Below are 19,655 nucleotides of genomic sequence, written 5' to 3'. Positions count from 1 at the left end.
CGTGCTGAAATCTTTCTTATCGTGATACACACCGGACCACAGCCGATACCCGCCCAATCTCTCCCGGTCGTTCAACATCTGGACGAGATTTGTCCGGTGCCAGTCGGTGAGGTAAAGCACGACCTGAAACGGATATTCCTTGTTGATGAGCGTCTTTGGCGGCTCACCGCGTGATCTACTGCTCATTTTACGAACACCGTCGGCTTCCAGCCACGTGCAAAGCCCATCGACATTGCCAGACTGGCGTATTCTATTTCCTTAACCAAAAAGTCGCGATCCTTCAGCAGAGCTTCAATCGCAGCTCGCACGTCACCGTCATAGTAGGCGAGCACTAGATCGATCTCGTCTTCGTAACCTTCTTTTTGCGCAAGCGCGTTCATTTGCCGTGCTCCTCATAAGCAGACATCATCATTCCCAAGCGTATCGGGGCTGTCGGCTTTCGCCGGCGACGTTCCTATTTTGTTCACGTCAACATTAGAGAGTCAACAAGGGAGTTTTCCACAGGCGAGTTTGCATCGCGAGGACGATCACAGGCGAACAGTCGGCTTATCGCGACGGGGTATAAGATTGTGAACGTCCACGGCGGGGGATACCCGATAGATCGCACCGCCGATCTCGGCTTCAATCGTAACCCCTTCTTCCTTGGCAATAACTGCCATACGGCGAAGATCGGCCTGCATAATTGCGGCTCTCTTGGTCATTTTCGCTTCCTAGAACGTCTTTCTTCCAAAAGGGCACGGAAATCCACGATGGTGAGTGGCGAACTACGTGGCACACGCCTTGAAGAAGCGGGCTGCTGCTCAGCAACTCCAACCGTTTTCCGTTGGCTCTTGAACGCCTCGATATCAGCCGGATCGTAGCGGCGTATTTTCCGCGTACCTCGGCCAACATTCACATAGGGGATTTCCCCGTCCTCGGAAAGATTGATGAGGTGCCGGACTGATATGGCCAAAGCCTCAGCAGCTTGCTTTATTGTAAGCAACGGCATTGGCGCAAATCCCTTCTGGTTAGCGACGGCGTTTCCTGTTTCGCCACTCTTCCAAAGTTGTCCCGCCATACGCGATGTCTGGATCAATAGAAGCGGAAGGTTTGAGGTCGTCGGTCGACGGATAGACGCGAAAAATTCTGCCATCAGCGGCCTGCATCTCTATAGGCACGTTATGCCGCTTTGCTGCCTTTGCCATTCGATCCAGATCAGCAAGACGTATTCCGGGGTTTTTGGAAGCAGGCATTAACACGTACCTCGGTTGGTTGAGCGGCGGCGCAGGTTCGACAGGGTGACTCGCGTGAGAGGATCAAGTCGCTCTAACAACTTCTCGCTGGGTTCTGAAGCGGTTTCAATGTCACGCGACTCGAATGCCACCACTTCGCTTTCCTTGATGCGATAGAGCTTTCCGCCCAACCGGAATGCTTTGAGCTCGCCAGACTTGATTAGATGTCGGACGTGCTTTTCAGAGCATTCCCAGCGCTTCGCTAACGTTACAGGTGAGAAGATGCTTTCCATTGTTCCCTCCGACTAGATGGTCGAACAACGGTGATCTTACCCCGCGAAATCGACAATTCCACGACATCGGGCGACTGTCGCGTGACTGTCAAGTGACGCTACAGGGCGTTACGCGTGACGTTACTGTAACGCTTCCGTAACGTTTCGGCGTCTGACAAGCGTCTTATTCAGACGGTTTAAGTCGGGTCCAAATTTGGGCTGGCCGAGTTCGGAGTTATTTCCACGGTGGAAAAAACCTCCGGTCGCAAAGGTGCAGACGTATCGGAACAGACAACGAACGGGTTGCTACCATTTTGCTACCCAACTCGGTAGCACGATCCAATATAGATGCATACAGATGAGGAAAGAGCCTGCCGCTATAGCCGACATTTCGGGATTTTTGAGGGTGATTGAATACAGCGGCAGACGTGGGCGTTAGAATTTGAAGTCCGGACATGCCACCGGGCATGCATCCCTTCCAGATATTGAATTCGTCCCATACTTTCGCACGGGCTAACTGTAGTAACGGGTTATCACCGCGTCAATCTGCGCCGCAGCGTTGGGTGCTATTTGTGCTAGTGCCTTCGCGATAGATAGCAGCATGGAATATTCAGAAGATGGAATGGATTCCTGTATTCTTGATAGCGTTCAAGGTTCTCGTGTTGGGCGTGGCTATGTTCTTCGCCATCAAGTTTCACTACGACGAAGATAAAAAGAAGAAGAATAGCGAGAAACGCGGGACGTAACGCCCACTTCAGCTGGGCCTGCCCGGTTTACCTCAATCACTGAATGATGCACGTCCCCGGCCAATCGCGGCACGAGCGATTGGCGCAACCGGTGAGGGCTGCCGCCACGATCAGTATGCAAATAGCTGTCGCCAGTGTCTTCATGTTTCGTCACTCATGATCGCTAGGGGGGATTGTTGCCAAACCTCATTGCCAGACTTCGCTGACACTGGGCGTAACGCTACACCAAGCAAGCGTTCCCACCAAGTCTTGATGGCATCCGCGCAGCATGGAATTGTCTGGCTTAAGGGTCCCGCGCGTTACTCACTCAATCATTCGAACGGTCGGGATAAGGTTCTTTGGGAACCTGGATATGCGGGTTGCCCGGCGCATTTGATTGTTCATGAGTGGGCTTTTCCTGATGGTCACTGGGTTCAACAGGAGATGGATCGATAGCTTCTTTCTCTCGTACCAGATCCGGGTCGGACCACGGATTTCGCTTTTGTGCCATTTTCTTCCCTCCTGGGTCATTGGTCTTGCCGGTTGACGTCGACTTCTTGTTGTCGGGACAGATATCTGGCGCTTGCAATGCCCGCTGCCAGATCAGCGATATATGTCTGATTACGCAATCCGCTCTGGTAGAGACTGATGATACTGGATGCCAGGTCTGAAGCTGAATAGGCGTTGCCGCCTGCCTCGAGCTTCTCGCTGGCTTCGGTAAAACATCTGCGCATCAAATCGACTTCTCCCGGCGCGTATATACGGCTCGCTTCATTGAAGAGCGGCATAGAACCCTCCTTTCAGCCACCAATCAAAAGCCTGCAAGATGCAGTAAAACGGCCATTGAATGCACCAGAGCAAAAATGGTTCCGTTAAAAATGCCCTGTCTTGCGTGGGCAAGACAGGGCGGGCGCCAACTTCCCGAGCTTGGTCTGAGCGGCAATTGACACCAACGACACCGAACTTCGGACGCACGCGAAAGTTCCCCGCCTTTTGGTCCCAGCTATTCGTCGGCCCGGATTTGGGCGTGCGAAATCAGCCCGAAGATGAATGTGCCCCCGACGATGTTACCAAAAAGCGTGGGCAGACCGAATTTGAAGATGCTGTCGAAAGCGGAAACTTCGCCGATGAACAGCAAGAAGAGCACTTCAATCGACCCGACCACGATATGGGTGAGATCACCGATTGCAATGAGATAGGTGATCAGGAAAATAAGAAAAATATGGCCTTGCTTGGTGCTGTGCAGCATCCAGACCAAAGTCGCAATCAGCCATCCAGACATGATGCCTTTGCTGAATAGCTCATTACTTGTGTTCTCCATAAGATGCTTGCCCATATCTGTAAATGTGCGCGTAACCTCAACGGAGAAGATGGGCATCAAGACTATGACGAGGGCGGCAATCGCTCCTCCGATCAGATTGCCCAAAAGAACGATGCTCCACAGCCTTATCATCTTGAAAAAGTGAGACGCAGTCGGCTCTGTCATAAAAGGCAGAACCGGGGTGATCGTGTTTTCGGTGAACAATTGCTGGTTGGCGATGATCACAATTATAAAGCCAACGGTATAGCCGGCTGAACTGAGCAGAAAGAACAGGTTCCCGTCGGGAAGGTAGGCCTCCAGAATGCCTCGGGCGATCATCGAGGTACTCATCGAAATACCACCGGCGATTGCCGACCAGAACAGCGCCATCGCCTCTCTGTTCATTTCCTTTTCGCCTTCGCGGCGAATGAGTTCATGAATAGCAGCGGCTTTGGAGGGAAGACTTTCCTTCAGGACCTCCGCTGATTGGCCGTCTTCTTTCGGTTCAGGCATGAAGGCGTCTCCTCGTTGCGCCCTGTTGTTGCGTCGTTTTGGAACGCATCAGTGGGTAAAAATTAACTAGGGCGCGGATTTTCTGCGTCCAGAGCGCTCAGCCCTCCCGAAATACGACAGATGCCGTATAGCGCCCGGGCAAAATCTACCGTTTCCTGATGGGGGATTGTGTAACAACGCCTGCATGATCTCATCAAATTTCGGCGTCCATACTGGCGAGACCAGTAGAGGAGGAATGATGAAGACCATAGCCGTGTTAGCGATTGGGGCATTCATGGTGTCGGGAACAGCATTTGCGTCAGCGCCCGCTGTGTCGACCACCAAGCAGACTATCAAGCAAGATCAGACATCCGGTCCGGTGGTGGCAGGTGGCCCAGGCAAATTGGGTCGCGTTTCCACATCGACCGGTGGCAAGCGCTTTATCTTTTAAGGCGGATGGTTTGCCCCGTTCAGGCGGGGCATTCATCCGTGAGTCGGGTCTCAGCGAAATCGCCGAACAAGTCCAGCTTGCGACGGTTTAGCCGCCGCAAATCTCCGCGCCGGATTGTGACGCTGTTGCGATCAAAGAACTCAAGGATCTGGATCGCCACCTTGCGGCCACTGTCCACACGATCGCGAAAACGCGCGGCGATAAACCAGCCGCTGTCGAATTCTTCATCCATCACCGAGAGTATGCCGATCATCTCGGCAATCGTATCACGCTTGAAAAAATGATCGTGCGCCACTTCATGCACACGACCCATCCGACCGCCAAGCTTGAGAATGCGGCGGATGTCTTCCTCCTTTTCGCCCACCAAACCGGCAATGTCGCGCACGCGCGGCGGGCGAAAGCGCGCTTCGCCGCCAAGCATCGGCGCGATCCGCTCCCACAGTACCGCGTCGGCGTCACTCATCGTCACCTCATGCTCGCTGAGCCGAAGCCAAGCGCCGTCGAGCTTCACCAGTTGCAAATCCGTCAACGCGGCTATCGCAGCCCGGAAGGCGCTTGCAGGCAGGCGCGGTTTTAAAAGCAGACGCAGTCTTTCCACGCCCATGCCGATCAGGTCCGGGTTCTCGTCATGGAAAATGCCGAGCCGCTCAAGAATGGCATTCCGCAATGCATCCCAGCGCTCCGGCAACAGCAGCAACCGCGCCTGTCCTTGCGGCAGAACCGTCGCATCGAGCGCTTGCGCCAGATATTGCGGTCCATGGCTCAAAGCACGGTCGCGCAGAAAAGCGGTTGCATCCAGATAAAACGGATCGACGGACAGCAGCGCCCGGGCCGCTTGTACTGGGTCATCAATGGCATGGGCGTCGAGTTGCGCCATGCGTTCAGGGCTACGGCGCTTGCGCTGCGGCGGGCGCAGATCAAGAAAGCGACCACCGCCGATTGTCCGCTGCGCGGAGACATCGCGAACGACAAAACGATCACCCGATGCGGCTGCAATCGGGCGATCCAGCACCAGTTGCACACGTCCATGCGCGCCCGGCGCGAGCGCCTCGTCCTGCAAAAGCACGATGCGCGCACCCACTTCCGCCGACGCATGGTGCAGCCGTACTGGAAACCACTGGTCTATCGGCTTGCGTTCCGATGGCAGGATTGAAAGCGAGGCGTCGATACGATCTGTCGGCAGGTGCAAGTCGGGGGACAACACCATGTCGCCACGACTGACAGCGTCCTTGGAGATGCCCTCGCCTGCCAGATTGAGCGCGCAACGGTCGCCCGCCTGTGCAGTTTCGCGTGGCCGGTTTTGCGCATGGATTGTGCGCACGCGCACCGGTTTTCGCGAAGGGCTGATAGTCAGTTGATCGCCGATCCTGGCCGTGCCGGAAAGGACGGTGCCTGTCACGACAGTCCCCGCGCCCTGGATGGTGAAGGACCGATCCACAGCAAGGCGAAAGCGTCCATCGGCAGGGCGATGCGGAAAGCTTCGCGCCTCGGTTTCGAGCGTCGCTTTAAGCTGGTCCAGTCCTTCGCCAGTCACCGTGGACACCGGCAATATGACAGCATCGGCAAGCGGTGTTGCGGCCAGAATGTTGCGGATGTCGGCTTCCAGCTCACTCACGCGCGCGGCTTTGACAAGATCGCACTTGGTGATCACAACGATGCCGCGTTTGATCCCAAGCAGATTGACGATGGCCAGATGTTCGCGTGTTTGCGGCATGATGCCGTCATCGGCCGCCACCACCAGCAGAACGAAGTCGATGCTGGCCGCGCCCGCCAGCATGGTATGCACGAATTTTTCATGCCCCGGCACATCGACGAAACCGAGGATTTCCTGTTCGTCGCCTGTCAGGGGCAGATAGGCAAAGCCAAGATCGATGGAAATGCCGCGTGCCTTTTCTTCCTTGAGCCGGTCAGTGTCGATTTGCGTGAGCGCACGGACGAGGGACGTCTTGCCGTGGTCGATATGTCCAGCCGTGCCGATAATCATGGGCGGCGGCCTCCGGCAGCGCGCGTTTCGGCTGTTCTGCGCTCATCGTCATCCAGCTGTTCGCGAGCCGCTTGCAGAAAGGGCTCGGCAAGGGCGCTGCCTTGGGAACGAGCGCGTAACAGGTGTTCATAAGCCGACAAAGCATTTCGCTCCACACCCATGCCGAGATGAAGCGCGGCACCCAGCATGGCTTCGCCATCGGCATCGCCAGCGTCCGCCGCCTTGCGCCACCAGAACACGGCTTGCGCTGGATCGCGCGGCACACCGAGTGCGTTATGATAGATCATACCAAGCCGCGTCATGGCGGCGGCAACACCGCTTTCGGCGGCTTTCAGCGCCCATTCGCGTGCTTCCACCGGGTCGGCGACAATGGCGTCGCCTTCCAGCAGCATCCAGCTCAGCATGTCCTGCGCTTGCGCGTCGCCCTGTTCGGCAGCCAGCCGATAGAGTCTTGCCGCTTCGGGATAGTTGGGGTCGATGTCCTCGCCCTTAAACAGAAGCGAGGCGAGATTGCGCTGGCCGGAGGCGTCACCCGCCTTTGCAGACAAGGCCAGCCATTGATGCGCGAGATCGATATTTCTTTCGACCCCCATGCCGCCCGCAAAACAGGCACCGATATTGTTCTGGGCGCGGGCATTGCCCTTGCGCGCCAGCGGTTCCCATATCGACAGGGCGGTGGCGTAGTCCCCTGATTTCGCCGCGACAAGCGCCTGTTCCAGCGACTGCGCGTCACTGTCTGGCTTTGGCTTGCGGGAGAAAAGATCAGCGAGCCGCATAGGAAGCCAGGTTCCTGACGAAGCGGGTCTCATCATCAAGGCAGCGCAGATCGAGAATGAAAACGCCTTTTTCGATGCGCCCGATCACCGGCAGCGGCAATTGTCGGAGCGCGGTGGCCAAAGAGGTGAGCGCGGAGCCACTGCCGTTTTTCGGGGCGATGGACAATCCGGCGCTTGGGACGGTTGATAATGGCAGAGCGCCGGAGCCGATCTGGCTGGCGCAATTCGTCACTGTCACATCAAAAGCTGAACCGAGCACCTTTTGCAGTTCCGGCTGCAATCGGGTCGCTTGAATGGCAATGTCGCTTTTCGACCGCGCCAGATAGCGCAGCGTCGGCAGCTTTTCGGCCAGACGTTCGGGATTGCGATAGAGCTTCAGCGTTGCTTCCAGCGCGGCGAGCCTGATCTTGTCCACGCGAAGGGCGCGCTTCATCGGGTTTTTGTTGATGCGGGCGATCAGATCGCGCCGGCCGACGATGAACCCGGCCTGCGGTCCGCCGAGCAGCTTGTCGCCGGAGAAGGTAATGATATCGGCCCCTTCGGCCACCGCTTCGCGCACGGTCGGCTCATGCGCCAGACCGAAAACCGTCAGATCGGCGAGTGTGCCGGACCCAAGGTCGTTGACCAGCGGCACACCGCGCGCCTTGGCGATTGCGGCAAGCTCCGCCGCCGTTACTTCCCGCGTAAAGCCTTCAATGCGGTAATTGGAGGTGTGGACCTTCAAGATCAGCCCCGTATCCGGCCCAATGCCGCCTTCATAATCACGAGGATGGGTGCGGTTGGTGGTGCCAATCTCAACCAGTCTGGTGCCTGCGCGGGTCATGATATCCGGCATGCGGAACGCGCCGCCGATTTCGATCAGTTCGCCGCGTGAAACGACAGACTCCTTGCCCGCCGCAAGGCTGTTTAGCACGATCAGCACGGCGGCGGCATTGTTGTTGACGATGGTCGCATCTTCCGCGCCGGTTAGTTCGCAGACCAAAGCGCGCAAATGGTCGTCGCGTTCGCCGCGTGCACCGGTGGAAAGATCAAACTCCAGCGAAACGGCTTCGCGCATGGCTGCCGTCGCAGCCTCGACGGCCGCTTCGGCCAATATGGCGCGTCCGAGATTGGTATGCAGAACCGTTCCCGTCAAATTGAACAGCGGGCGCAGGCTCGATTGCTCCGAGGCTTCAAGCAAATCAATAACGCGTTGGGTAATCTCTGCGCTGTAGGACGGTGCAGCACCGGATTTCACGGCTTCGCGCACTTCGGTCAGAACAGTGCGGATGGCTTCGGTCAGCGCCGGGCGACCAAAGCGTTCGAGCCCGGGACCAAGTTCCGGCATTTGCAGGAGTGCATCGACGGAGGGCAACTGCCGCAGGTGAGACCGGGTCTGATCCATCGTGCCTCACAATCCTGCAAGCAAGGCCGCAAAACCGCCGCGTCGATAGGGCGTTTCGCGCATCAGCATATCAAGGCCGAGGCTTGCCACATCGTCGGTCATCGGGTCTGCATCGGTGGATTGCTGCTGGTAGATGATCTTGGTCCAGCTTTGGCATTCGTCGCAGGTTTCCGCCTTGATGACGCCGCCGCCGTCTTCAACTTCCTTATAGCCGACGCCCTTGGTGGAGCCGCAGCAGACGCACTTGATGCGGACATAGTGCCAGAGCGTGTTGCAAACCGAGCAGGAACAAAAGCGCGCACCATGTGCGCCTTTCCAGCCCACCACGATTGACCCGGATGGCATGCTGCCGCAAGTGGGGCAGACGCCATCGGCAACGGGCAGCACGGCTTTCGGATCAAGCGCGGATGCAAGCCGCGTGAAATGCAACTGAAGCCCTGCCCAGATATAGATATGTTCGGCAATCGCATCCGGCGGCAGCATACCGGTAAAAACCGCATCAATCATGCTGCGGCGCTCTGCCGGGCTGGCTGCGGCCACACGTGCCAAGGCATCGGCGGCATCTTGCGGTTTGACGATATGGTGCACGCGATCAAACAAGTTGTCGAAGGTTGAATTCAGGGTGCCATCCGATGCTGCCACATCGCGGTCAATGCAGGGCATTTCAGGTTTCCGGCTGGTGTCGCTTGGCGAAACCGGGCCGAGCTCTTTTTGAACCGCAGCCTGCGCACCGCTCAGATCGGCCAAAAATTCGAGATAGGGTTTGAGTGGGCTGACCGAACCCAGCAGCCGCAGGCGCGCGGCTCTTCGGGAAAACAGGTCGTCGGGATCAGGCAATCGTACAAAGGGTGGAGACGATATTTCGCCAATCGCCGTCGGGTCCGGCGCTAGATCTGTCTTACCTGCCATTCTACTCCCTCACGAACCCGCCGGGCCACGTGGACCAGTGCAACCATATTCATTCTCGGTCGATCGCCAGATTTTTCAACCCGGCGATGCGTAAAATCATGCTGCCGGTTTGCCGCTTGCCTGCTTCGCCTTGCGCTTGGCGTTCAACTCGCGCAGCCATTTGCGATGGTGCCGCCATGCCCAGCCGCCGGTCACCGTGCCGCGCGTCATGGCGCTGAACGTGCCTCTGATCCAGATTGCGGCATAGACATGCACGATCCAGACGCAGATGGCGATGACGGCGGCCATGGAGTGGATAAGCAATGCCCAGCGTTGCTGGTCGATGCTGACGATAAAGCCGAAATATTCGTTCCAGATGGCGAGGCCTGAGACGATCAGGATGATGATCAGCAATGACATTGACCAGAAAACGAGCTTCTGCCCGGCATTATATTTGCCGATTTCGGGCAGTTTCTCCTCATTGCCAGCGATCACATCATCGACCTGACCGAGCCAGCGCGTGTCCTCGCGCTTCCAGAGATTGGCGCTCCAGAAACGCACGAAAAGACCAAAGAAGCTGAAGAACAGCACGACGCCGATCCATGGATGAATCGTGCGCGTCCACTGACCGCCGCCGAAAAGACCGGACAGGAAAAACAGCCAAGGGTGGAACATGGCAAGCCCGGAAAGCGCCAGCAGCACGAGGCTGATGGCGGTGATCCAGTGATTGATGCGCGCGGCGCCGGAATAGCGATGCACGCGGACCGGCTTGCCCGGTTCTATGTCATCGCTGGCGGAAACATCGTCAAAGTCGGTCTTGCTCATGAGCTTTTTTCTCCCGTGAGCTTTTCGGCCTCTTCCTCATCATGTTCGGTCACGACATTCGGACCCTTGAAAATATAATGCAGGAAGCCGGTGGCGACGGCCAGCCCCATTACCGCCATGCCTGCATATTTGGAGACGCCTTTCCAGACTTCGACAACCGGGCTGATGCGCGGATTGTTCGGCAGGTTGGCGTAAATTTCCGGTTTGTCGGCGTGGTGCAGCACATACATGACGTGTGTGCCGCCGACTCCCGGCGGATCGTAAAGCCCGGCATTTTCAAAGCCACGGGATTTCAGATCCTTGATGCGTCTATCGGCCCATTCCTTCATTTCGTCCTTGGTTCCATAGACGATGGCCTGAGTAGGGCATGCTTTTGCACAGGCCGGGCCTTGTCCAACCGCAATGCGGTCGGAGCACAGCGTGCATTTATAGGCCTTGTGGGTCACTTCCGAGATGCGCGGGATGTTGAACGGACAGCCCTTGATGCAATAGCCGCAGCCAATGCAATTATCGTGGATGAAATCGACGATACCGTTGGAATATTGCACGATGGCGCCAGGCGCCGGACAGGCCTTGAGGCAGCCGGGGTCCTCACAATGCATGCAACCATCCTTGCGAATGAGCCATTCCAGATTGCCGGTGTCGGGATTATCCCATTCCGTATAGCGCATCAGCGTGAAGGTGTTGGGCGTCAGATCATGCGGGTTGTCATAGACCCCCACATTGATGCCCACCTCCTCATGCGTATCGTTCCATTCGGCACAGGCCGACTGGCACGCCTTGCAGCCGATGCATTTCGACACGTCGATCAGCTTGGCCACTTCTGTCTGGCGTTCAGCAGGTGGCGTCACGGATGACGCCGACCGCCGCATCAGGTCACTGTCACCGAAGCGCGGAGCTTGCGGCTGGACACTGGGATTGGGAACGGGTGGAAACATTCTTCAATCCCTTCTAAGCAACAGGCGCGCTGCTGCGCTCGATATTGACCAAAAACGCCTTGAATTCTGGCGTCTCGATGTTTGCGTCACCGACGAACGGGGTCAGTGAATTGGGGCCGAAGCCCTTGCGGGCAGCGCCCATGAAGCCCCAGTGCAGCGGAATGCCGACCACATGCACCGTCTTGCCGTCGCAGATGAGCGGCTTGATGCGTTTGGTCACCACCGCCTTGGCCTTGACCGAGCCGCGCTTAGACCAGACGCGCACCCAGTCGCCCTTGGCGATGCCCTTTTCCTTGGCCAGTTCTTCCGAAATTTCCACGAAGAATTCCGGCTGCAACACGGCATTCACATGCACATGCTTGGTCCAGTAGTGGAAGTGTTCGGTCAGGCGATAGGAGGTCGCCGCATAGGGGAACTCCTCGGATGCGGTATCGGCGAACTGCTTGAAGTCGTTGTTGAAGACGCGGGCCACCGGATTGCCCCGGACATTTGGCGCAACCACATTGGCGATCGGCGATTCAAACGGCTCGTAATGGGCCGGGAACGGACCATCCCGCATCATGCCACGGCAGAACAGGCGCGACGAGCCTTCCGCATTCATGATGAAAGGACCGACTTCTTGTGGCTTGGCGGTCGGCGCGATGTCCGGCACGTCATAGCCTGTCCATTTGGTTCCGTCCCACTCGATGAGCTTACGGCTCGGGTCCCATGCCTTGCCGTTGAGATCGGCGGAGGCACGGTTGTAGAGGATGCGCCGGTTGGCAGGCCACGCCCACGACCAGTTGAGATAGGCACCGGTCTCGTCAGGATCGTGATTGTCGCGGCGCGCCATGTTGTTGCCAGCCTCGGTGAAGCAACCCGAATAGATCCAGCAGCCCGACGCGGTGGAACCGTCATCGCGCAGCACGGCAAAACCGGGTAGCAGTTTTCCTGCCTCCAGCACCACCTTGCTCGGGTCCGTCGGGTCCATCAGCGTGGTCAGGGCGCTGCCGTTGAGCTCCTTTGCCAGTTCTTCGGCGGTCGGTTCTTCCGGGTCCTTGTACTCCCAGACCAGATTGAGAATTGGATCGGGGAGTGCGCCGCCTTCCTTGCTATAAAGCGCTTTCAGCCGCATGAAGATCTGCGCCATGATCCAGTTGTCGGTCTTCGCCTCACCGGGCGGTGTCGCCCCCGGCCAGTGCCATTGCAGCCAGCGTCCGGAATTGGTCAGCGAACCTTCGTCCTCTGCAAAGCAGGTGGATGGCAGCTGGAACACTTCCGTCTGGATTGATGCGGTATCGACGTCGTTATACTCGCCGTGATTTTCCCAGAAGCGCGATGTTTCCGTTTCAAGCGGGTCCATCGTGACGAGGAATTTCAGCTTCGATAGGGCCGCGGTCAGCTTGTTGCGGTTTGGCACAGCCATCAGCGGATTGAAGCCCTGACAGACATAACCGTTGACCTTGCCATTGTTCATCATGTCGAAGATGCGCAACACGTCATAATTCGGCACGTCCAGCTTCGGCAGCCAGTCATAGGCAAAGTCGTTTTCTGCTACAGCGGCGCTCCCCCACATGGACTTCTGGAAGCTCACGAAGAACTTCTTGTAGTTTTGCCAGTAGCTTGTCTGGTTCGGGCGCAGCGGCTTGAAGCTGCGCGTCGACATATAGGTGTCGAGGTCGATCTCCTTCTCGACCGGGATATTCATATAGCCCGGCAGAAGATTGGACATCAGGCCGATATCGGTCAGACCCTGAATATTGGAGTGACCGCGCAGCGCATTCATGCCGCCGCCCCGCACGCCGATATTGCCAAGGATCAGTTGCAGCATCGCCATGCCGCGAATGTTCTGCGCGCCCTTGGAATGTTGCGTCCAGCCCAGCGCATACATGGATGTCATAGTCTTGGTCGGCGAGGAGCATTCGCCGATCATCTCGGCCACTTTCAGGAATTTCTCCTTCGGCGTGCCGCAAATGCGCTCGACCATTTCCGGCGTGTAGATGGACACATGCTGCTTCAGCAGGTTCCACACGCAACGCGGATGCTGCAACGTATCGTCCACAACGGCATAGCCGTCATCGCCGATCACATAATCCCAACTTGAGCGATCATAGTCGCGTTTTTCCTCGTCATAGCCGCTGAAAAGTCCGTCCTTATATTCGAAGCCATCCTTGACGATGTAGCTGGCATTGGTGAAATGCTTCACATATTCCCACTGCACCTTGTCATTCTGGATGCAGTAGTTGATGACGCCGAGCAGGAAGGCGATATCCGACCCCTGACGGATCGGCGAATAATAATCCGCCACCGATGCCGTGCGCGTGAAACGCGGATCGACGACGATCAGCCGGGCGCCACGGTTGGCCTTGGCCTCCGTCACCCATTTGAAGCCGCACGGATGCGCTTCCGCCGCATTGCCGCCCATGACGACGATGAGATCAGTGTTCTTGATGTCTGTCCAGGCGTTGGTCATTGCGCCACGGCCAAATGATGGGGCGAGACTCGCCACCGTCGGGCCGTGTCAGACGCGTGCCTGATTATCGAATGCGACTATGCCTGTGCTGCGCACCACCTTGTAGGTGAGAAACGCTGTTTCGTTGGTGGTTGCGGATGCGGCGAGAAAGCCCGTCGACGTCCAGCGGTTGACGGTGACGCCCGCCTCGTTCTTCGCGATGAAATTCGCGTCACGGTCATCTTTGAGGTGGCGCGCGATCCGGTCCAGCGCGTCCTCCCATGATATCCGCTTGAATGCACTGGTGCCCGGTTCGCGCACCATCGGATATTTCAGGCGTGTCTCCGCCTTGACAAAATCCTTGAGCGCCGCGCCCTTGGGGCACAGCGTGCCGCGATTGGTCGGGTGGTCCGTATCGCCCTCGATATGGATCAGGTCGGATTTCTCGCCCTTGCGCAGATCACCCTTGGAATAAAGGATGATGCCGCAGGCTACGGAGCAGTAAGGGCAGGTATTCCGGGTTTCGGTCGTATTGGCCAGCTTGAAGGGGCGGATGGATTCGGCATAGGCGGTTTCCACCGCACCGAAGCCGAAAGAACCGAGCGCCGAAGCCGCTACCACCGCTCCCGTTCCGCCCAGAAACTGGCGGCGTGAGAGCTCCACATTCATCGTGCGATACCTCCCTGATGATTAGAACCGACGTGCAGGGGAAATTTTCCCGGTCACGTTGTCGGGCAGGCTTGACTTTCACTTTGGCAGTTCACCGCAATAAGACGAAGTTGTCAACCGAACCGAAGGGCGAAAAATATAATAACAAAGCCCATTTATATATAACATGACAGGCGTACTCAAGTATTAATACATGAATGTAATCTTCACGATGACTTTCTCTTGTTCGATGGTTGATTGACGGAGTTAAACAAACACGGCAGACTGCGCGTGTGACTTCTTCCGCTGCTCCCGAGTTTCGGGGCCTTGATCACAGATCATTCCTGGCATGCGCTGGTCTTTCGAGGTCGGGCGCAACAGCAGCGCTTTCTCCGCATATTCGTAAGAAACAGAGCTCATGGCTCCTAAAGAGGGGCCACGAAAGGGGATCGTCATGAATCGTCGGGAACTCCTCAAATCCGGCGCGGCCTGCGCCGCCCTCAGCCTTCTGCCGAGCTTCGCCACGGCCCCTGCCTTTGCCGATGACGGCACGTTTACGCCCAAGCCATCGAACTGGCGCAGTTTCGAGATCAGGACAACTGTGAGCCCGACCGCATCCAAGGATGTCATTCGGGCATGGGTGCCTTTGGCCGGTTTTCAGGCGGATGACTGGAACCGCCCGGAAGGCAATCGGTGGACGACAAATGCCAGGGTTGCGCAGATCAATCGCGATCCACGCAGCGGGGTAGGCCTCCTCTATCTCGAATGGGCGCCGGGTGAAGAAACGCCGACTGCGGAAATCATTAGTCTCATCTCGACCCGTGACCGCGCCAGCAGCCTTGAGGCATCGGCGACCGCCGTGCCGCTGACACAGGCCGAGCGCGCAAAATATCTGGCTGGAACACGGCTGGCACCAGTGGATGGCATTGTTCGGGAGACCGCAAACAAGATTGTCGGCGACGCCGCAAGTGATCAGGATAAGGCCCGCCGCATCTATGACTGGGTTGTCGCCAACACCTATCGGCGCGCGTCCACGCGCGGCTGCGGCGACGGCGATATCGTCGCCATGTTGAGGAGCGGTGATCTTGGCGGCAAATGCGCCGATCTCAACCCGCTGTTCGTGGCGCTGGTGCGCTCTGTTGGCATTCCCGCGCGTGACCTTTACGGGGTGCGGGTGGCGCCGTCCGCTTTCGGTTACAAGAGCCTTGGCGCAAAGAACGAGGTCATCACCAAGTCGCAACATTGTCGTGCTGAAATCTATCTCGATGGCGTCGGCTGGGTGGCGACCGATCCGGCCGATGTGCGAAAGGTCATGCTTGAAGAAGAGAAGGACGGTTTGACAGCGGACGATCCGCGTGTGGTTGCCGTTCGTCAAAAGCTCTTCGGCGCATGGGAAGGCAACTGGATTGCCTTCAATGATGGCAGCGATATCGATTTGCCATCTGCGCAGAGCGGGGAGCTTGGCTTCCTGATGTATCCGCAAGCCGAGGTCGCCAGCATGCGGCTCGATTGTCTCGACGCGGACGCTTTCCGTTATAGCATGACGGCGCGCGAGATCACGATCTGATACGAAATAGCATCACGGGAACCGCTTTCGGTTCAGGAGGACCTATGGATATCGCATCGCCCATCCGTCTCAGCACTCTGGCGCATGGCGGCGGCTGTGGCTGCAAGCTGGCGCCTGCCGTGTTGCAAAATCTGCTTGCTGATCAGCCCGCCATCCAACCTTTCAAGCAGCTGCTGGTCGGCACCGAGACCGGCGACGACGCAGCGGTCTGGCAGCTTGACGATGAGAACTGTGTGATCGCCACCACCGACTTCTTCATGCCGATGGTGGACGATCCGGTCGATTTCGGGCGTATTGCGGCAACCAATGCCATATCCGACGTCTACGCGATGGGCGGAACGCCCATCATGGCGCTGGCGATCCTCGGCATGCCGGTGAATCAAATGCCTGCCGAAATGATCCGCCATATTCTGAAAGGCGGTTCCAGCATCTGCGCAGAAGCCGGAATTCCGGTGGCGGGCGGCCATTCGATCGATGCGCCGGAGCCGATCTACGGGCTGGCGGTGGTTGGCACTTGCAAGCTTGCCAATCTGCGCAAGAATAGCGGCGCGAGGCCGGGCGATGCGCTCATTTTGACCAAGGGGCTCGGTGTCGGCATCTATTCCGCAGCGTTCAAGAAACAGGTTCTTGATGGTGCCGGTTACGATGAGATGATGGCCTCCGTCACTTTGTTGAACCGGGTCGGCGCGGAACTTGGCAAGGATGAAGCTGTGCACGCGGTCACCGATGTGACGGGCTTCGGCATTCTCGGTCATGCGCTTGAAATGGCGCGGGGGTCCAATGTCGGCATCACGCTTCGATACAGTGATCTTCCGTTTTTGGCTCAAGCCGCACGTCTTGCGGAACAAGGTTTCATCACCGGCGCTTCGACCCGCAACTGGGCGAGTTATGGTGATGACGTGCGACTGGCGGACGATACTCCGCTCTGGAAGCAGCAATTGTTGACCGATCCGCAAACGTCGGGCGGGCTGCTTGTTTCCTGTGCACCGGATGCGGCTGAGCGCATTCTCGCAATGATCCACTCTGCGGGTTATCCGGCGGCAACTATCATCGGCACGATTGGCGGAGCGCCAAAAGTCGTGACGGTGGTTGACTGACGCCTGATTGAATTGCCAGTAAAATTCGAGCGTTCCTTGAGCGGCGACCCAGCCTCATGCATAGTGTTCCTGTAAAAATAAGAGTCGCAACCCGCGATAGGGACAAGCATGTATTGGGCTGATGTTATCGGTATCGTAGCGGTTCTTCTTCTGGTGGCTGCTAACGGTTTCTTCGTTGCCGCTGAATTTTCATTGGTCGCGGTCCGTAAAAGCAGGGTGGCTGAACTGGTCGCGGCAAAGCGCACCAACGCTTCTGCCCTTATGCGCGCGGTTGATCATCTCGACGCCAATCTGGCGGCCACCCAGCTTGGTATCACCATTTCATCGCTCGCGCTTGGCTGGATCGGCGAACCGGCGCTTGCGCATCTCATAGAACCCGCTTTGGGCGCATTGCCAACCAACTGGGTAAGCTTCGGTTCCCATGCCATCGCGGTTGCGATTTCCTTCATCATCATTACGGCGCTGCATATCGTGCTAGGCGAACTTGCGCCCAAAAGCCTCGCCTTGCAGCGCAGCGAGGGCACGGCGCTTTTTGTCGTCCGCCCGCTCGGCGCGTTCACCTTCATCTTCTGGCCCGCCATTTCGACGCTTAACGCTCTGGGCAATCTGGTGCTGCGCCTGTGTGGCTTGCAGCCCGGCAACGGAGAGGGTTCGACTCATTCTCCCGAAGAAATCAAGCTGCTCGTTGCAGCCAGCCAGCAGGCCGGGCTGATCGAAATGACACAGCGCGAGGTGGTGGCGCGCGCGCTGACCATCGGTGATCGTCGCGTTGGCGATATCATGACGCCACGGCGCGAAATCGACTGGATCGATGCCGATGACAGTCAGGAACAAATGCTCAAGACCATCCGCGACTGTCGCCACGAACAATTGCTGATCGCCCATCAGAGCATTGATGAACCCATCGGCATGGTTCTCAAGAAAGACCTGCTGGATCAGGTACTCGACGGTCATGCGGTCGATCCACTGAAGGCGATCCGCGAACTCGTCGTGGTGCACGAAGCAACGCCGATTTTCCGCGTGCTGGAAATCTTCAAGAAAAGTCCGGTACGGCTGGTCGTGGTGGTTGACGAATATGGTATCCTCGAAGGCATTGTCACGCAGTCTGACCTGCTTGAAGTCATCGCGGGCGATATACCCGATATTGATGATGAAGAGCCGGATATCGTGACCCGCACGGACGGTTCGCTTCTGATCGACGGTTTGATGTCAGCCCATGAAGCCTTTCATCGGCTGGGCTTTACGGAAATCCCGGAAGATCGCGGCTATCACACGATTGCCGGTTTTGCGCTGTTGCAGCTGGGCGATTTGCCGTCCGTCGGCGACAGCTTCGAATATGACGACTGGCGCTTCGAAATTGTCGACATGGATGGTCGGCGCATTGATAAGATTCTGGCGCAGAAGATATAGATCAGGCCACGGTCAGCGGTGCGTAACACTTTCGCTTATGGCTGATAATAGCTTATTGCCCGCAACAAATGATCGGGCTAGCATGGTTCCCATTACAACTACGGCAGGATGAACCTGTCGAAACAAATGGGGAAATAAAATTATGAAAATGGCACGCCTTGCCTATGCCGGTGCACTTCTTGCAACTGTGGCCGGTTTTCATGCCGCGCCTGCTGCCGCGCGCGATCTGACCGTCGTCTCCTGGGGCGGCAACTATCAGGATGCGCAGCGCGAAATCTATTTCAAGCCGTTTTCGGAAAAGACCGGAAAGCCGCTGCTCGATGAATCATGGGACGGCGGTTACGGTGTCGTTCAGGCCAAGGTGAAGGCTGGCAAGCCCAATTGGGATGTGGTGCAGGTGGAAGCCGAGGAACTGGCGCTCGGCTGCGCCGATGGTCTTTATGAAAAGATCGACTGGGACAAGCTTGGCGGCAAGGACAAGTTCCTCGACAGCGCGGTCAATGATTGCGGTGTTGGCGCCATCGTCTGGTCCACGGCCATTGCCTATAATGGCGACAAGCTGAAGGACGGCCCCAAGTCCTGGGCGGATTTCTGGGATGTAAAGAAGTTCCCCGGCAAGCGCTCGTTGCGCAAGGGCGCAAAGTACACGCTGGAATTCGCTCTACTCGCCGATGGCGTCAAGAAGGATGAAGTCTATGATGTGCTGGGCACGCCAGAAGGCGTTGACCGCGCCTTCAAGAAGCTCGAAGAGATGAAGCCGAATATCGTGTGGTGGGAAGCAGGGGCGCAGCCGCTGCAATTGCTGGCTTCCGACGAAGTTGTAATGGCTTCGGCCTATAACGGTCGCATCACCGGCATCAACCGCGCCGAAGGCAAGAATTTCAAGGTTGTATGGCCGGGCAGCATCTATGCCGTCGATAGCTGGGTCGTCCTGAAGGACGCCGAAAACAAGGACGCAGGCATGGATTTCATCGCGTTTACCAGCGAACCGGAAAATCAGGTCAAGCTGCCGAAATATGTAGCCTATGGTCTGCCGAACAAGGACGCCGCGAGCAAGGTTCCGGCGGAATTCGCAGCCGATCTGCCAACGGCGGAAGCCAATATGACGGATGCGATTCCGCTCAATGTCGATTTCTGGATCGACAATTCGGAAGAGCTGACGAAGCGCTTCAACGCCTGGCTGGCGCAGTAAACGGGTTAGCCTGAGAACACCCATCGCCATCCCGTCTGCCGAGATAACAAAGAGATAGAGCGGT

General features: G+C 57.4%; 19 protein-coding genes and 1 pseudogene. 5 read left to right on the top strand and 15 right to left on the bottom strand.

Annotated features, from left to right (window positions below):
* From HWD97_RS16945 to HWD97_RS16910, 8 genes and pseudogenes are all read right to left on the bottom strand, one after another.
* Positions 1-186: pseudogene (locus tag HWD97_RS16945) on the bottom strand (hypothetical protein); the annotation flags it as partial.
* Positions 183-380, bottom strand: a complete 198-nt coding sequence (locus HWD97_RS16940) for a hypothetical protein (RefSeq protein WP_371835277.1) — start codon at positions 378-380, stop codon at positions 183-185. The gene HWD97_RS16940 and the pseudogene HWD97_RS16945, both read right to left, overlap by 4 nt.
* A 147-nt stretch (positions 381-527) precedes the next feature.
* Positions 528-701 (bottom strand): hypothetical protein, encoded by a 174-nt coding sequence (locus HWD97_RS16935; protein WP_371835276.1) that lies wholly within the window; start codon positions 699-701, stop codon positions 528-530.
* Positions 698-1,132 (bottom strand): helix-turn-helix domain-containing protein, encoded by a 435-nt coding sequence (locus HWD97_RS16930; RefSeq protein WP_371835275.1) that lies wholly within the window; start codon positions 1,130-1,132, stop codon positions 698-700. Before HWD97_RS16930 ends, HWD97_RS16935 begins: the two co-directional genes overlap by 4 nt.
* A gap of 99 nt (positions 1,133-1,231) precedes the next feature.
* Positions 1,232-1,504 carry a helix-turn-helix domain-containing protein gene (locus tag HWD97_RS16925; RefSeq protein ID WP_371835274.1) on the bottom strand — a complete coding sequence of 91 codons (273 nt, stop codon included), beginning with the start codon at positions 1,502-1,504 and terminating at the stop codon, positions 1,232-1,234.
* A gap of 1,032 nt (positions 1,505-2,536) precedes the next feature.
* A complete protein-coding gene (locus tag HWD97_RS16920; protein ID WP_121539512.1) occupies positions 2,537-2,719 on the bottom strand; it encodes a hypothetical protein in 183 nt (60 codons plus the stop codon).
* 16 nt (positions 2,720-2,735) lie between these two features.
* The gene (locus HWD97_RS16915) at positions 2,736-2,996 is read right to left on the bottom strand and encodes a hypothetical protein (protein WP_109366920.1); all 261 of its coding nucleotides are present in this window, start codon (positions 2,994-2,996) and stop codon (positions 2,736-2,738) included.
* A gap of 215 nt (positions 2,997-3,211) precedes the next feature.
* Entirely contained in the window at positions 3,212-4,021 is an 810-nt protein-coding gene (locus tag HWD97_RS16910) for a formate/nitrite transporter family protein (protein ID WP_109366921.1), read from the bottom strand.
* A gap of 235 nt (positions 4,022-4,256) precedes the next feature.
* Between HWD97_RS16910 and HWD97_RS16905 the strand changes: the two genes are divergently transcribed.
* Positions 4,257-4,451, top strand: a complete 195-nt coding sequence (locus HWD97_RS16905) for a hypothetical protein (protein WP_124915321.1) — start codon at positions 4,257-4,259, stop codon at positions 4,449-4,451.
* Between the two features lie 19 nt (positions 4,452-4,470).
* Here HWD97_RS16905 and selB read toward each other — a convergent pair whose 3' ends face one another.
* The 7 genes from selB to fdnG all read right to left on the bottom strand — a co-directional run bounded on the left by selB (position 4,471) and on the right by fdnG (position 14,346).
* Positions 4,471-6,435, bottom strand: a complete 1,965-nt coding sequence (gene selB / locus HWD97_RS16900) for a selenocysteine-specific translation elongation factor (RefSeq protein ID WP_109366923.1) — start codon at positions 6,433-6,435, stop codon at positions 4,471-4,473.
* Positions 6,432-7,211, bottom strand: a complete 780-nt coding sequence (locus tag HWD97_RS16895) for a tetratricopeptide repeat protein (protein ID WP_109366924.1) — start codon at positions 7,209-7,211, stop codon at positions 6,432-6,434. Before HWD97_RS16895 ends, selB begins: the two co-directional genes overlap by 4 nt.
* A complete protein-coding gene (gene selA, locus HWD97_RS16890) occupies positions 7,198-8,595 on the bottom strand; it encodes an L-seryl-tRNA(Sec) selenium transferase (protein WP_109366925.1) in 1,398 nt (465 codons plus the stop codon). The genes HWD97_RS16895 and selA overlap by 14 nt, the downstream gene beginning before the upstream one ends.
* Before the next feature lie 6 nt (positions 8,596-8,601).
* A complete protein-coding gene (fdhE, locus tag HWD97_RS16885) occupies positions 8,602-9,504 on the bottom strand; it encodes a formate dehydrogenase accessory protein FdhE (protein WP_121539511.1) in 903 nt (300 codons plus the stop codon).
* A gap of 96 nt (positions 9,505-9,600) precedes the next feature.
* Positions 9,601-10,308 (bottom strand): formate dehydrogenase subunit gamma, encoded by a 708-nt coding sequence (locus HWD97_RS16880; RefSeq protein ID WP_371835273.1) that lies wholly within the window; start codon positions 10,306-10,308, stop codon positions 9,601-9,603.
* The gene (gene fdxH / locus HWD97_RS16875) at positions 10,305-11,246 is read right to left on the bottom strand and encodes a formate dehydrogenase subunit beta (protein WP_109366928.1); all 942 of its coding nucleotides are present in this window, start codon (positions 11,244-11,246) and stop codon (positions 10,305-10,307) included. The genes HWD97_RS16880 and fdxH overlap by 4 nt, the downstream gene beginning before the upstream one ends.
* A 13-nt stretch (positions 11,247-11,259) precedes the next feature.
* Positions 11,260-14,346, bottom strand: coding sequence for a formate dehydrogenase-N subunit alpha (gene fdnG / locus HWD97_RS16870; protein WP_109366929.1), 3,087 nt, complete (start codon positions 14,344-14,346; stop codon positions 11,260-11,262).
* Positions 14,347-14,779: 433 nt separating this feature from the next.
* On the opposite strand from fdnG, the gene HWD97_RS16865 reads away from it, so the two are divergent.
* The 4 genes from HWD97_RS16865 (at position 14,780) to HWD97_RS16850 (ending at position 19,591) form a co-directional block, all read left to right on the top strand.
* The gene (locus HWD97_RS16865; protein ID WP_109366931.1) at positions 14,780-15,892 is read left to right on the top strand and encodes a transglutaminase-like domain-containing protein; all 1,113 of its coding nucleotides are present in this window, start codon (positions 14,780-14,782) and stop codon (positions 15,890-15,892) included.
* A gap of 44 nt (positions 15,893-15,936) precedes the next feature.
* Positions 15,937-16,989, top strand: a complete 1,053-nt coding sequence (gene selD / locus HWD97_RS16860) for a selenide, water dikinase SelD (RefSeq protein ID WP_109366932.1) — start codon at positions 15,937-15,939, stop codon at positions 16,987-16,989.
* Positions 16,990-17,097: 108 nt separating this feature from the next.
* Entirely contained in the window at positions 17,098-18,399 is a 1,302-nt protein-coding gene (locus HWD97_RS16855) for a hemolysin family protein (protein ID WP_121539508.1), read from the top strand.
* A gap of 142 nt (positions 18,400-18,541) precedes the next feature.
* Complete coding sequence (locus tag HWD97_RS16850; protein ID WP_371835272.1) at positions 18,542-19,591, top strand: ABC transporter substrate-binding protein; 1,050 nt, start codon at positions 18,542-18,544, stop codon at positions 19,589-19,591.
* The last annotated feature ends 64 nt before the right edge of the window (positions 19,592-19,655 follow it).

The organism is Ochrobactrum sp. C6C9, from assembly GCF_022627935.1.
In the GTDB taxonomy this organism is placed as follows: Bacteria; Pseudomonadota; Alphaproteobacteria; order Rhizobiales; family Rhizobiaceae; genus Brucella; species Brucella teleogrylli.
This window is presented reverse-complemented; position numbering and strand designations above follow the sequence as displayed.

Excerpts from the sequence above, each read along its gene's own strand:
- HWD97_RS16940 (WP_371835277.1), bottom strand. The coding sequence starts at position 380 with ATGAACGCGCTTGCGCAAAAAGAAGGTTACGAAGACGAGATCGATCTA.
- HWD97_RS16935 (WP_371835276.1), bottom strand. The coding sequence starts at position 701 with ATGACCAAGAGAGCCGCAATTATGCAGGCCGATCTTCGCCGTATGGCA.
- HWD97_RS16930 (WP_371835275.1), bottom strand. The coding sequence starts at position 1,132 with ATGGCAGAATTTTTCGCGTCTATCCGTCGACCGACGACCTCAAACCTT.
- HWD97_RS16925 (WP_371835274.1), bottom strand. The coding sequence starts at position 1,504 with ATGGAAAGCATCTTCTCACCTGTAACGTTAGCGAAGCGCTGGGAATGC.
- HWD97_RS16920 (WP_121539512.1), bottom strand. The coding sequence starts at position 2,719 with ATGGCACAAAAGCGAAATCCGTGGTCCGACCCGGATCTGGTACGAGAG.
- HWD97_RS16915 (WP_109366920.1), bottom strand. The coding sequence starts at position 2,996 with ATGCCGCTCTTCAATGAAGCGAGCCGTATATACGCGCCGGGAGAAGTC.
- HWD97_RS16910 (WP_109366921.1), bottom strand. The coding sequence starts at position 4,021 with ATGCCTGAACCGAAAGAAGACGGCCAATCAGCGGAGGTCCTGAAGGAA.
- HWD97_RS16905 (WP_124915321.1), top strand. The coding sequence starts at position 4,257 with ATGATGAAGACCATAGCCGTGTTAGCGATTGGGGCATTCATGGTGTCG.
- selB (WP_109366923.1), bottom strand. The coding sequence starts at position 6,435 with ATGATTATCGGCACGGCTGGACATATCGACCACGGCAAGACGTCCCTC.
- HWD97_RS16895 (WP_109366924.1), bottom strand. The coding sequence starts at position 7,211 with ATGCGGCTCGCTGATCTTTTCTCCCGCAAGCCAAAGCCAGACAGTGAC.
- selA (WP_109366925.1), bottom strand. The coding sequence starts at position 8,595 with ATGGATCAGACCCGGTCTCACCTGCGGCAGTTGCCCTCCGTCGATGCA.
- fdhE (WP_121539511.1), bottom strand. The coding sequence starts at position 9,504 with ATGGCAGGTAAGACAGATCTAGCGCCGGACCCGACGGCGATTGGCGAA.
- HWD97_RS16880 (WP_371835273.1), bottom strand. The coding sequence starts at position 10,308 with ATGAGCAAGACCGACTTTGACGATGTTTCCGCCAGCGATGACATAGAA.
- fdxH (WP_109366928.1), bottom strand. The coding sequence starts at position 11,246 with ATGTTTCCACCCGTTCCCAATCCCAGTGTCCAGCCGCAAGCTCCGCGC.
- HWD97_RS16865 (WP_109366931.1), top strand. The coding sequence starts at position 14,780 with ATGAATCGTCGGGAACTCCTCAAATCCGGCGCGGCCTGCGCCGCCCTC.
- selD (WP_109366932.1), top strand. The coding sequence starts at position 15,937 with ATGGATATCGCATCGCCCATCCGTCTCAGCACTCTGGCGCATGGCGGC.
- HWD97_RS16855 (WP_121539508.1), top strand. The coding sequence starts at position 17,098 with ATGTATTGGGCTGATGTTATCGGTATCGTAGCGGTTCTTCTTCTGGTG.
- HWD97_RS16850 (WP_371835272.1), top strand. The coding sequence starts at position 18,542 with ATGAAAATGGCACGCCTTGCCTATGCCGGTGCACTTCTTGCAACTGTG.